Origin of the sequence: Veillonella sp. 6_1_27 (assembly GCF_000163735.1) — a bacterium.
In the GTDB taxonomy this organism is placed as follows: domain Bacteria; phylum Bacillota; class Negativicutes; order Veillonellales; family Veillonellaceae; genus Veillonella; species Veillonella parvula_A.
In genome coordinates this window covers 469,296-483,196 of sequence record NZ_GG770216.1, presented here as the reverse complement: position 1 = coordinate 483,196, position 13,901 = coordinate 469,296, and the positions used below count along the sequence as shown (strand labels likewise).

The 13,901-nt window shown below is 41.0% G+C and carries 11 protein-coding genes; 2 read left to right on the top strand and 9 right to left on the bottom strand.

Annotated elements, in window-relative coordinates:
- Positions 1-10: 10 nt before the first annotated feature.
- Positions 11-2,005 carry a fructose-specific PTS transporter subunit EIIC gene (locus HMPREF0874_RS05980; protein WP_008602396.1) on the top strand — a complete coding sequence of 665 codons (1,995 nt, stop codon included), beginning with the start codon at positions 11-13 and terminating at the stop codon, positions 2,003-2,005.
- A gap of 442 nt (positions 2,006-2,447) precedes the next feature.
- Positions 2,448-5,852 (top strand): subtype B tannase, encoded by a 3,405-nt coding sequence (locus tag HMPREF0874_RS10060; RefSeq protein WP_187360215.1) that lies wholly within the window; start codon positions 2,448-2,450, stop codon positions 5,850-5,852.
- Between the two features lie 275 nt (positions 5,853-6,127).
- On the opposite strand, the gene cysK is transcribed toward HMPREF0874_RS10060, so the two are convergent.
- From cysK to HMPREF0874_RS05925, 9 genes are all read right to left on the bottom strand, one after another.
- Entirely contained in the window at positions 6,128-7,063 is a 936-nt protein-coding gene (gene cysK, locus HMPREF0874_RS05970) for a cysteine synthase A (protein WP_008602392.1), read from the bottom strand.
- A 15-nt stretch (positions 7,064-7,078) separates the two neighbouring features.
- Positions 7,079-7,528, bottom strand: a complete 450-nt coding sequence (locus HMPREF0874_RS05965) for an Rrf2 family transcriptional regulator (RefSeq protein ID WP_008602390.1) — start codon at positions 7,526-7,528, stop codon at positions 7,079-7,081.
- Between the two features lie 377 nt (positions 7,529-7,905).
- A complete protein-coding gene (gene ahpC / locus HMPREF0874_RS05960) occupies positions 7,906-8,469 on the bottom strand; it encodes an alkyl hydroperoxide reductase subunit C (RefSeq protein WP_004695016.1) in 564 nt (187 codons plus the stop codon).
- Positions 8,470-8,658: 189 nt separating this feature from the next.
- Entirely contained in the window at positions 8,659-8,874 is a 216-nt protein-coding gene (locus HMPREF0874_RS05950; protein ID WP_008602389.1) for a hypothetical protein, read from the bottom strand.
- Between the two features lie 9 nt (positions 8,875-8,883).
- Positions 8,884-10,494 (bottom strand): CTP synthase, encoded by a 1,611-nt coding sequence (locus tag HMPREF0874_RS05945; protein WP_038125685.1) that lies wholly within the window; start codon positions 10,492-10,494, stop codon positions 8,884-8,886.
- Positions 10,495-10,509: 15 nt separating this feature from the next.
- Entirely contained in the window at positions 10,510-12,243 is a 1,734-nt protein-coding gene (argS, locus tag HMPREF0874_RS05940) for an arginine--tRNA ligase (RefSeq protein ID WP_008602385.1), read from the bottom strand.
- Positions 12,209-12,667 carry a DUF1934 domain-containing protein gene (locus HMPREF0874_RS05935; protein WP_004695011.1) on the bottom strand — a complete coding sequence of 153 codons (459 nt, stop codon included), beginning with the start codon at positions 12,665-12,667 and terminating at the stop codon, positions 12,209-12,211. The genes argS and HMPREF0874_RS05935 overlap by 35 nt, the downstream gene beginning before the upstream one ends.
- 51 nt (positions 12,668-12,718) lie before the next feature.
- Positions 12,719-12,970 carry a GIY-YIG nuclease family protein gene (locus HMPREF0874_RS05930; RefSeq protein ID WP_012864827.1) on the bottom strand — a complete coding sequence of 84 codons (252 nt, stop codon included), beginning with the start codon at positions 12,968-12,970 and terminating at the stop codon, positions 12,719-12,721.
- Positions 12,971-13,094: 124 nt separating this feature from the next.
- Positions 13,095-13,736: a peptidylprolyl isomerase gene (locus HMPREF0874_RS05925; protein WP_008602382.1), complete on the bottom strand. Its 642-nt coding sequence runs from the start codon at positions 13,734-13,736 to the stop codon at positions 13,095-13,097.
- Positions 13,737-13,901 lie beyond the last annotated feature (165 nt).

Genomic DNA, 13,901 nt, shown 5'->3' with positions numbered 1-13,901 from the left:
GAGTACACATATGCAAATCACTGATTTATTAAAACCGCAATCTATCCTGTTGAACGCAGATCCTGTCACAAAGGCTGACGCCATTTACACCTTAGGTGAATTGATGGACAAAGGCGGCCACTTGACAGACAAGGCAGAATATTTAAAAGCAGTGTTCGCTCGTGAAGAGTCTGGTTCTACAGGCCTTGGCGACGGTATTGCCACACCACATGCTAAATCTGCAGGCGTAAAAGAAGCAGGCCTAGCCGCTATGGTCGTGCCTAACGGTGTGGATTTTGAAGCACTTGATGGTCAACCATCTCGCCTATTCTTTATGATTGCTGCTCCAGAAGGCGCGGCTGACACTCATGTAGAGGTATTGAGCAAACTAGCAACTATGGTGATTGACCCAGACTTCAAAGAAGCCCTAATTCAAGCGGCTACTGTTGATCGATTCTTAGATCTCATTACAGCTAAAGAAGAAGGAAACTTTGACCCATCTGTAGAAGGATATATCAAACCAACAGAGGATCAAAAAGCAACCAGCATTACCGATGCTATCGAAGCAAAGGCTACGGAAGCAATTGAAAAGGTAGCACCTAAGATTTCTGTAGATAACCCGCATTATGATGTACTAGCTGTTACAGGCTGTCCTACTGGCATCGCACATACCTACATGGCTGCTGAATCTTTAGAACGCAAGGCTAAAGAAATGGGTATTTCCTTAAAAGTAGAAAAGAACGGTGCCTCTGGCGTTAAAGATGCTCTTACAGCAGAAGAAATTGCACATGCTAAATGTATTATCGTAGCTTCCGATCGCCAAGTAGAAATGGCACGCTTTGACGGTAAACCTATGATTCAAACTAAGGTAGCGAATGGCATCAATAAAGCGGAAGAGCTACTAACAGAAGCTATGGCTGGCACAGCTGCCGTATATCAAGCATCTGCGGCTGACCGCGAAGCTGCTGAGATTGCAGCTAGCGCATCTGATAGCGTAGGTCGTCAAATCTACAAACATTTGATGAACGGTGTATCTCACATGTTGCCATTTGTTATCGGTGGCGGTATCTTGATTGCCCTCGCCTTCTTATTCGACGTATTCGATCCAGCGAATCCTAAAAACTTTGGTTCCGGTACACCTCTTGCGGCTTTCTTAATGCAAATCGGTGGAGCTTCCTTTGGCTTCATGTTACCAGTATTAGCGGGTTACATCGCTATGAGTATTGCGGACCGTCCAGGTCTTGTAGCTGGTTTCGTTGGTGGCTTATTAGCTAACCAAGGTGGCTCTGGTTTCCTAGGCGCATTGATTGCCGGTTTCGCAGCAGGTTATTTGGTATTATTAGTTAAGAAATTAGTATCTGGTTTGCCTCAAGCATTAGAAGGTACAAAACCGGTTCTATTCTACCCTGTACTTGGCGTATTGTTCATCGGTATCGCTATTACCTTTATCATCAATCCTCCTGTATCTGCACTTAATCACTGGTTAATGGACTCCTTACAATCCATGGGCACTACTAGCCGCGTATTATTAGGTCTAATCTTTGGTGCTATGATGTCCGTTGATATGGGCGGCCCTGTAAACAAGGCGGCTTATGTTATCGGTACTGGTGCTCTTGCAACTGGAGAATACGGTATCATGGCTGCTGTAATGGCAGGCGGTATGGTTCCTCCATTGGCAATTGCTCTTTGTACTACATTCTTCCCTAGTCGCTTCACAGAGGCTGAACGCAAATCTGGTATCACAAACTACATCATGGGCCTTTCCTTCATCACAGAAGGTGCCATCCCATTTGCAGCAGCCGATCCAGTTCGCGTATTACCAGCTTGCATCATCGGTGCTGGTACAGCTGGTGCATTATCCATGTTCTTCGAATGCACACTACGCGCTCCACATGGCGGTATCTTCGTAGTACCAACAATTGGTAATCCACTTCTTTACCTTGCATCCATCGCAATCGGTTCCATTGTGGCTTGCTTCATCTTAGCACTTGTAAAGCCAAGTTTAAAAAATAGTATCGCTAAATAGATCATAAAATTAACTATCAATTATAACTTATATATGATTGATGGCTGATGATTGTTGATTGTTTATGATGAGTTTCGACGATTAGCGGTTAGTAACTAATAGTTAACATTTAGCGACTAATTGATTAATGACTCTTATCGATGGTGAAAGCTGGTGTCACACCAGTAGATATAGTAAAAGGACTAGAATATACGTATTCTGAACTGCCCTAAAATTGGACACAGTTTTGGAACAACAGTTCAGAAGTATACGTGATCTAGTCCTTTTCTTATATTCAAAAATAATTAATATTATTTTATAATTCATGATCAAAACTACTTTCAAAAGTGGAAGCAAATCCTCAAAATTGTACAATTACATTGATTTATGTTAAACTATATAAATATTAATTAACTTTAAAATTATAAATTATTATTAGAAATCTAGTTCGGAGAACTAATTCATGAAGTCATCCAAAAATTGTAAGGTTACTGCTGCATTTCTTGCCGCAGCTGCGTTGGGTGGTGTTACCCATGCAGAGCCTACACTTAACATGAATGATTTAGTAGGTACGAGTACCAGTGCTGAATCAACGACACAGAGTCCTACAAGTGTAGCAACTCCAGTCGTGAAACCAATGGCAACTCAGCCAGTCTTACCAGCTACACCACAACCGGCCACCGTTGTACAACAACAAACACCACCGATGGCACAACCTCAACCATCCTACGTGATGCAACCAGCAACGGTTAGCCCTGTACAAACTCAACAAGTTACACCATTGCAAGCAGTACCGCAACAAGTAGTACCAATGCAATCTCAACAACAGGTTCAAACTCAACCGCAGTATGTTGTCAATAAAGATACAAAGGCTGTCATGGAACCTACATTAGCAATGCACAGTTTGATAAATGTACAACGAAAAACTGAACCTGTTACTATAGAGAAACCAGTGGATGGTAAGCAACAAGTACAAACTACACAAGTACAGCGTACACCTGTTGTTATTCAACAAGAATCCATAGCTCCATTAACTGTATCAAATACTACAGTAACAAAAGCCGTGGTAGCAAAACAGAGGCTTACAATTCGAGATATCCAACGAGCTGAGCGTGAGCGTTTAGCTCAACTAGCCGCTGAAGAAGCCTCCCAACAAGAAAATTTATCACAAGCTGATCAACAACAACTTGCTCAAAAACAAGCTGAAGCTCAACGTCAAGCAGCACTACAAGCACAACAACAAACAGAAGCCCAACGGCAAGCAGCTTTGCAGGCGGAACAAGAGCGTATCGCCGCGCAACAAGCTGAAGCTCAACGCCAAGCGGCTATTAGAGCAGAGCAAGAACGTATCGCTGCTCAACAAGCCGAGGCTCAACGCCAAGCGGCTATTAAAGCTGAGCAAGAACGTATCGCGGCTCAGCAAGCTGAAGCTCAACGCCAAGCAGCTATTAAAGCTGAGCAAGAACGTTTAGCCGCTCAACAAGCGGAAGCTCAACGCCAAGCGGCTATTAAAGCAGAGCAAGAACGTATCGCGGCTCAGCAAGCTGAAGCTCAACGCCAAGCAGCTATTAAAGCTGAGCAAGAACGTTTAGCCGCTCAACAAGCCGAAGCTCAACGTCAAGCGGCTATTAAAGCTGAGCAAGAACGTTTAGCCGCTCAACAAGCAGAAGCTCAACGTCAAGCAGCTATTAAAGCAGAACAAGAACGTATCATCGCTCAACAAGCGGAAGCTCAACGCCAAGCGGCTTTAAAAGCTGAACGTGAGCGTATCCTCGCTCAACAAGCTGAAGAAGAACGCTTAGCTGCTGAAGAAGCAGCTCGCCAACGTGCCGAAGCTGCCACTAAAGCCGAAGCCGAACGACAAGCAGCTATTAGAGCAGAACAAGAACGTATGGCAGCTCAACAGGCTGAAGCTCAACGTCAAGCGGCTATTAAAGCAGAACAAGAACGTATTGCGGCTCAACAAGCTGAGGCTCAACGGCAAGCCGCTTTAAAAGCTGAACAAGAGCGTATTGCGGCCGAGAAAGCTAAAGCAGAACGCGAAACTGCTATTAAGGCAGAGCAAGAACGTATTGCTGCTAAACAAGCGGAACTTGCAAGACAAGCTGCGATCCAAGAAGAACAAGAACGTTTAGCTGCTGAACAACTAGCAAAAGAAGAAGCGGCAGCTGCAGCTAAAGCTCGGGCTGAAGCAGAGGCAAAAGCTTTAGCAGAAGCGGACGCTGCTGCTAAAGCTCAGGCTGAAGCTGAAGCAAAAGCTAAATCTGAGGCAGAGACTAAACAGGTTCAAGAAAGTAAATTACCGCAATCTTATGTAAATGCTCGTAATGAAGCTTCCACAAAAGGCTCTCCTGTAACAGAAGAGAAAAATGTTCTCTCCCAACCAATTGAACCCCCATTGCAAGCTGATGCATCTGCAAAGATTAGTCTTGCTTTCGACGCAAAGAATTATGAATCCATGTCTACCACAGTAGATAATAAGGAAATCAAATATCGCGCCTTCGAATATATCCCTTACGTGGCTAATCCAATCGACATAGATCAGCAATACATGAACATTTATGTACCAGAGGAATATTTCAACAACGGCACAATCAACGGTTACAATACCCAAACAGCCCCTATCTTCATGCCAAATGCAGTAGGTGGTTACATGCCGAGCCAGGCTATGACGCCTAAGATGGAAAATGGAAAACCTAACAGTGTTCTTTATGCATTATCCCGTGGTTATGTAGTAGCTTCCCCATCTACTCGTGGTCGTACCAATAAAGCTTCCGATGGCAACTTTATAGGTAAGGCCCCTGCAGTAATCGTTGACTTACAAGCGGCTACAGCTTACTTACACGCTAACGATTCCGCTATGCCAGGTAATGCAAACCGCATTATCACAAATGGTACAAGTGCAGGCGGTGGTGTATCCTTATTACAAGGTGCAACTGGTAACAGCTCCGACTTCCAACCATATTTACAAGCATTAGGTGCAGCTACAGCGGCAACTAATGTATACGCAGCATCCGCATATGCCCCTATCACTAACCTTGATGCGGCAGATATGGCTTACGAATGGAGCTATAACGGTATCACATCTTTTAACAAAGTAACTATGGGCCAAGGCGAATTACCACAAGCTAATGTAGGTGGTAACTCTGCTCCACCACAACGTACGATGCAACGTGTAAACTTGAATACAGACGATTTATCATACTCTAAAATGCTCAGCGAACACTTCCCTGATTACGTAAATAACTTACAATTACGTGACTCTCTAGGTCGTATACTAAAACTCGACAAGAATGGTAACGGGACTTTCAAAAACTATGTAAAAGAGTTTATCGTTGCTGCCGCTAATAAAGCAGCAGCTCAAGGTACTGATTTATCCAAGCATACATACCTTGTACGAGATAATAAAACAGGGGCCATCAAAGACATTAACTGGGAAGCATATAACCACTTTGTAAGTCGCTCAAAAGCGCCTGGTGCCTTTGACTCTCGTGCTAATGATACAGGTGAAAACAATCTATTTGGTACAAGTACTACAGATAATAATCACTTTACCATTACTGCTGCATTACACGATTCAACAGCTAACCAAGATGTATACGTAGAAAATGCTAAGATCGTTACTATGATGAACCCAATGAACTATCTTGGTTCTCCTGCTGCGACAAATGCACGATTCTATCGTATTCGTTATGGCACAGCCGACAGTAATACATCTGTTGCAATTCCTTTAATCGTAGGTACACGTGCTCAAAACCTTGGGTACAGAGTAGATATGGCAACACCATTTAATGTAGATCACTCTGGTGACTACGATTTAGAAGAATTATTCAACTGGATGGATAATATCGTTAAAAACGGTAGATAATCACAATTAAATACATACCAAAATACTAAAGGAGCTACCTAGTAGTTCCTTTTTCATATACAATTATAAATTTTCTTGTGTATTCAATTATAAATGTTATTGTGAAAGTCCCTCTCCGACTATGAATAATCTGCACCATTATTTAATCAGTACATCACCCTATTATAATAATAAAAGAATTCAATCAAAAAAGGATGCCCCCTGTAAAATACAGGGGGCATCTATGTGTTTGAGCCAGGTAAAAGCAATTATTATGCTTTCACCATGATAGGCGATTAAACTTCAGGGAACAATGCTGTAGATAAGTAGCGTTCGCCTGTATCAGGGAGAATTACTACAATATTTTTGCCTTTATTTTCAGGGCGTTTTGCCAATTCTTGAGCCGCCCAAAGCGCAGCACCAGAGGAAATACCTACCAATACGCCTTCTGTGTGACCAAAAGCTTGAGATGTAGCAAAAGCATCCTCGTTAGAAACTTGGATTACTTCATCGTAAATGTTAGTATCCAATGTATCTGGAATGAAGCCAGCACCTAAACCTTGGATTTTATGAGGGCCTGGTTTACCATTAGACAATACAGGAGAATCTGCTGGTTCTACGGCAACCACATGTACATCAGGGTTTTGTTCTTTCAAGTAGCGACCTGCACCTGTCAACGTACCGCCTGTACCAACACCAGATACGTAGATATCTACGGTACCATCAGTATCTTGCCAGATTTCAGGACCAGTTGTTCTGTAGTGAATTGCAGGATTAGCTTGATTTACGAACTGACCTGCTTCAATAGCACCGGATGTAGCCGTTACGATTTCCTTAGCTTTAGCAATAGCGCCTTTCATACCAAGAGAACCGTCAGTCAATACGAGCTGAGCACCATAACCAAGCATTAATTTACGGCGTTCAATGGACATTGTTTCAGGCATTACGATTACAACTTTATAGCCAAGCGCAGCACCTACAGCAGACAAGCCAATACCAGTATTACCAGATGTAGCTTCTACGATTGTGCCGCCTGGTTGTAATTCACCAGATTCAACTGCAGCTTGAATGATTGCTGCTGCGATACGGTCTTTTACGGAACCGCCTGGGTTGAAGTATTCCAATTTTGCGAAAATATTAGCGTTTGCACCATATTTTTTACCAAAACGTGTAGTAGCTAATAATGGTGTTTTACCGATTAATTCAACAAAAGATTTTGCAATTTTAGACATAGTGGTCACTCCTTATTAAATAGAACCATCCCAATTATCATATTTTGTATCAAGTTTTGCGTAAGTCCCATCAATTACATCTTGTAGGGTTACGTTTTCTAAATAATCATGAATATAGTTTTGTAAGCCTGCCCAGAAACCAACGGTGCGTTCGTTGATTACTGTATCAGTACTCACCCCTTCATCAAGGGTAGATATGATAGCCATCGATTCCTCAGTAGCAAGCAATATTTCAATAATTGTGTACTCCTTAGGGCTTTTAGACAATCGATATCCGCCGTATTTACCGCGGATACTATCCACTAGGTTAGCAGCGCCTAAACGAGCTACGATACCTTCTAGGTATTTTTCAGATATGCCTTGTCGTTCTGCCACAGATCGCAAGGAAACTGGTTTATCTTGCCCTTGCTCTACCAAATCGATGAGAACCATCAATGCATAACGACCTTTTGTGGAAATCCTCATATATCTTGCCTTTCTTTGTAAACGTTAGTGTTAAACACACCCATATTAAAAAGTGCCTATATTATATTTATAAAGCTATTTATAAAACCTTTCACATTAATAGGAATTAATTTCATTATAGACCACTCACTATAAAAATGCAAGAACTTATTTCCTACTTTTATAAAGGGATATTAACAACACAAAAGGACCAGCCCGAAGGCCAGTCCTTTTGCGTATAGTTTGTAGTTTGTTATATGAGGTTTACCATGATGAATTGGAGAGGGTTCATCTGGTATTGGGACTTACCGTATCGTCAGGAAAACGATGCGCGCCCGTGTTTATGTCATTTGAGGAGTTGTCTAGATTACTCTAGCATTTAAGTATAAGTTTCTTAATTAGATTTTACCTACAAGATCAAGACCTGGTTTCAAAGTATCTTTACCTGGTTTCCAACGTGCAGGGCACACTTGATCGCCATGTTTAGCTACAAATTGAGCAGCTTGTACTTTGCGAACTAATTCTTCAGCGGAACGGCCGATACCCATATCATGAATTTCTGCTGTACGCACGAAGCCTTCTGGATCTACTACGAATGTACCACGGTAAGCCATAGCAGATTCTTCTTGGAATACATCGAAGAAATCAGCTAATTCATGTTTTTTGTCAGCCAACATGTAGTACTCGATTTTATTAATGCTTGGAGAAGCATCAGACCATGCTTTGTGAACGAATTCGGAGTCACAAGATACGGAGTAAACTTCGCAACCCAATTCTTTCAACTCTGCATAAGAGTTTTGTACGTCTTCCAACTCAGTAGGGCATACGAATGTGAAGTCTGCTGGATAGAATACGAATACAGACCATTTACCCAACACGTCTGCAGTGCTAACTTTTACCAATTCAGGTTTTTTGAAAGCATCAAGTGTAAATTCAGGAAGTTGTTTACCAATAATAGACATGTTATGTCCTCCTTATTTGAGTTCCATATGTAACGAATATATTTATATTGGTGTACTTAACACCGCATCTATATCTATCTTTGTCTATATAATAACAAATATCATTCAATATTGCAAGCATTATTTTTAAATTTATCGATATATTTTTCCAACTTTTTTCGATGTAAGCAAAAAAAAGAAGAAAGATGCTCATTTCTGAGCATCTTTCTTCTTTTTACATACTACAACAGACTTACTGTTCACAGTAGCGTGATCAAAAGCTATTAAACCCGCTATATTAGCAAGCCCTCTCCGTGCTATGTGACCAGTTATAGATTGTTCTTTTCCCGATTTACCATATACAAACTGCTCTAGTTTGAGTGCAGCTAATATAAATAAACCTATAATAGATAAAATAGATTCCATCGCTTTAATCTATTTTTTTAGTTCTAAGATTGCATCTACGAAACCACGGAATAATGGATGTGCATTATTTGGGCGAGATTTAAGTTCTGGATGTGCTTGTGTGCCAATGAAGAATGGATGATTTTTCACTTCAATACTTTCAACGAGACGGCCATCTGGAGATGTACCAGAAATTACGAGGCCTGCATCAGTCAATTGTTGACGATATTCATTGTTGAACTCATAGCGATGGCGATGACGTTCATAAATCAAATCTTCTCCATAAGCCTCGTGAGTTTTCGTACCGGCTTCCACTTTGCATGGATAGATACCTAAACGCATCGTACCGCCTTTTTTATCTACATCAACTTGATCACTCATCAAGTCAATTACTTTGTACTTAGCATTTTCGTCGAATTCGCTAGAGGTTGCTCCTTCCATGCCACATACGTTACGAGCAAATTCCATGACTGCAGACTGCATGCCAAGGCATAGGCCGAGATATGGAATATTGTTTTCACGAGCATATTGGATTGTACGAATTTTACCTTCTACACCACGGGAACCAAATCCACCAGGTACGATGATGCCTTCAACACCTTCAAATACCTCTTTAGGATCTACAGATGTATCATCAAGTTCTTCGGAGTCAATCCAACGAATATTCACTTTAGTACCCGTAGCAATACCAGCATGATCTAGAGCTTCAACTACGGACAAATACGCATCATGCAACGCTACATACTTACCAACGATAGCAACTGTAATATCTTTATTAGGATTCAAAATCTTATGAACCATTTCTTTCCATGCAGTCATATCGCAAGGACGATCTTCAAGGCCTAATTTTTTAATAACAATATCATCAAGACCTTGATCTTGCATCATCAATGGCACTTCATAGATGGAGCTACAAGTTTGGTTTTCAATAACGGCTTCTGGTTCTACGTCGCAGAACAACGCAAGTTTTTCTTTCATTTCATCAGAAATGTGTTTTTCGCTACGGCATACCAAAATATCTGGTTGAATACCAATGCTACGCAATTCTTTTACACTATGTTGTGTAGGTTTTGTTTTCAACTCGCCTGCGGCATTGATGTAAGGCACTAATGTAACGTGAATGTAAAGTACGTCGTTACGACCTACTTCTTTTTTCACTTGACGAATGGCTTCCATAAATGGCAAGCTTTCAATATCACCTACGGTACCACCAATTTCTGTAATAACTACATCAGCATTATCCTCTTTACCTACACGGTAAACATTTTGTTTAATTTCATTTGTAATATGTGGAATTACTTGTACAGTGCTACCTAGATAATCACCTTTGCGCTCTTTATTGATTACAGACCAATATACTTTACCAGCTGTAATATTGGAACGTTTACTAAGGTTAATATCGATAAAGCGTTCATAATGACCCAAATCAAGGTCAGTTTCAGCGCCATCATCTGTTACAAATACTTCACCATGTTGGTAAGGGCTCATCGTACCCGGATCGATATTAATGTATGGGTCAAATTTTTGAATCGTTACATTGAAACCACGGTTTTTTAGTAAACGACCCAAAGATGCTGCTGTAATTCCCTTCCCAAGAGAAGAAACAACGCCGCCAGTTACGAAAATATACTTAGTTGCCATGATGCCTCCCACCTATTACATTTTTTCCGGAGCGGAAATACCTAAAATACCCAAGCCTTGACGAAGAACGAGGGCAATCGCTGTAATTAATCCAAGACGAGCTTGTTGTAATGCTGGATCTACGCCAATGATACGACCTTGACGGTAGAATGAATGGAACATGCTTGCCAAATCATATAGATAACGAGCAATACGATGAGGGGCACGATGTTCGGCAGCTTGAACGACCTCTTCCGGATATTCAGCTAATTTCTTAATTAATTCTAATTCCATTTCACTTGTAAGCGTTGTGAAATCAGTTTCACTATAATTGCCAAATGCAATGCCAGCTTCACGCACTTGGTTATAAATGCTGTGAATACGAGCATGAGCATATTGGATATAATACACTGGGTTGTCATTACTGCGAGATTTTGCCAAGTTAATATCAAAATCAAGTTGGCTATCCAAAGAACGCATCAAGAAGAAATAGCGAGACGCATCTACGCCAACCTCTTCGATCAATTCATCTAATGTAACACTATCGCCACTACGTTTAGACAATTTAACAAGTTGTCCGTCACGGAACAATGCTACCATTTGTAATAACAATACGGTTAATTTATCAGGGTCATAACCAAACGCCGCCATAGCCGCTTTTACACGACATACATAGCCATGATGGTCAGCGCCCCAGATATCAATCATTTCCTTGAAACCACGATCATATTTATTGCGATGATATGCAATATCTGCCGCTAAATACGTAGGAACCCCATTATCACGAATAACTACACGGTCTTTATCATCACCGTAGTCAGTGGATTTTAACCACAATGCACCATCTTTTTCATAGACTTTACCAAGGGCCTTCAGAGCCTCTACAGAATGATGAATTTCATCCGATTCATGAACTGTACGTTCAGAGAACCAATTATCAAAAGTAACGCGGAAGTTTCTTAATGTTTCCTCTAAGCGAGCTAATTTTTCTTTTAAGCCCTCTTCCTTAAACAAGGCTACACGATCTGCTTCGTTCATAGCATTTAATTTATCAAAGCCTTCGCGTTCTGCAATCGCTTTCGCTGTTTCAATAATATCTGGGCCACGATAGCCATTTTCAGGGAACACTAAAGCCCCTTCTGGAATATCGAACTCAGGCATAGAACCGTCTTCATTGCGTTTAGGTGGGAATACTAATGTAGCACCTTGTAACTCTTGGAAACGGTACTCAATGGAAATAGCCATGTTGTCGATTTGATTACCTGCATCATTGATATAGTACTCGGATTGTACATTATAACCCGCTGCACGTAACAAGTTTACAAGAGCACTACCGTACGCAGCACCGCGACCATGACCAACATGCAATGGACCTGTTGGGTTTGCACTTACGTACTCTACTTGAATTGTATCGCGCGCACGCAATGGTTGAACACCATACTCAGTACCAGCATTCAAAATGGCTTTTAACGTATCGTACACCATATCAGATTTCAAAAAGAAATTAATAAAACCTGCGCCGGCAACCTCAGCACGTTCAAGCCAATCAAAATTCATATGACTAATCAAAGCTTCAGCAATGGCTCGAGGATTTTGACGAGCTACACGAGCGGATTGCATAGCGATGTTTGTAGAAAAATCACCGAATTCCTTTTGAGGTGGCACTTCGAGAACGATTTCTGGATATTCCCCAGCCGGCAAATCACCGCTGTTAATCGTATCTTGTAATGCCTGTTCAATCCCCGATTTCAGGATTTCCTTCATGTCCATGCTCTATATCCTCCCGCACGTCTATATCTAACTGATTATAAAATTGCCATTCACCTTCAACGGAAATATCATATCCTAAATGAACATGACCTACGCCATCATGAAAGTCTACTGTTAATTCATGAGTATTTACAGCCATATGTAAATCACCATATGGTGTTTCATATACGGCTTCACGTTCTTCACCACGGACGTATTGATGACGCATATTGACAGCCCCTGTTCGGAGCAACACGATAGAATCATCATGAATTTTAATGGTCGTCTTAACCCCATCCAATCCAGTCACACTAGATTCTTCATAACGCACATATTGAGCATTACCTTTTTCATGTGACGTACCTGGGGAAATCAGTTCCACTACGGTATCCTTGCCATCCATATCTCGTTGTACACTCTTTACGGACACTAGAACCCGCTTCATTTTCAACCTCCGTGGTAGTAATTAATCATCATATTATACCATAATCAAGGACTATTTTGCACCCTTAATGAGTCTCAATTTCTTAGTCTTCGTCATCCGTTTAATAGCATATTCCCTGCGTTGTGCTTCTTGTTTTTGGTGAAAGCTTTCAGCATATACCAAGGTCACAGGACGACGTCCTCGCGTATATTTTGCACCGCCTGGGATATGTCCATTGTGAGCATCTATTCGACGTTTGAGATCTGTAGTCCATCCACAATACAAAGAATCATCAGAGCAACGCACTAAGTAAATATAGTGCATTTCTTTTGATTCATCGCCTTGAACACTAGCGTCGTTCAAGATTGTATCACAATCTACAATTATACCTTGTACCTCTTGTGTAGATGCGCATTCACCAGAAAGAGACTCTTGAGAAGTACTTTTCTTATTTGCCATTTTTCGCATCATCAGTAATCGGCTCCAATGTAATGGTATTGATGATTACTGGTTCTACTGGCTTATCATTGCGACCGGTTTTAACCTTGCCGATTTTTTCAACTACATCCATGCCTTGTACTACAGTACCAAAGATGGTGTGTTTATTATCTAACCAATCCGTAGGTCCCAAGGTAATAAAAAATTGAGATCCTCCTGTATTAGGACCACGGTTAGCCATGGCTAGAACGCCCATTTTATTGAAGTGTAAATCATTGGAGAATTCATCAGGAATTGTATAGCCTGGGCCACCAGCACCTGTGCCATCAGGATCTCCACCTTGAATCATAAAGCCTTCGATAACACGGTGAAATGTCACACCATTATAGAAGCCTTTTTTCACGAGATAATCAAAATTTTTGACCGTAATCGGCGCTTTAGACCCTAACAAACGAACCTTAAATTGACCATAGTTTGTATCAAAAATAGCATATTCATCTGCAATTGGCGCATTCGTAAAATTAGGCATCGCCACAGTTTCTGCTTTCACAGTATTACCTTGTGGTTGCTCCCCAGTTTTGGTACTACATGCTGTTGTACTAAGTACTGTAATCCCCAACATTGCGCATAAAGCCAAGCGTTTCCAGTTCATATGTCCCCCAAAATACTAATATTATATTTAACTAAATGTAGATTTAAAATTTACATAGAAAAACCGCTCAACCCATGAGCGGCTCTTTTTTAGTATATCATATTATGGCGCTATTGAGATTAAAAATATAAAAAAATAATATAACAACAAAAAACAGAGCTTCAA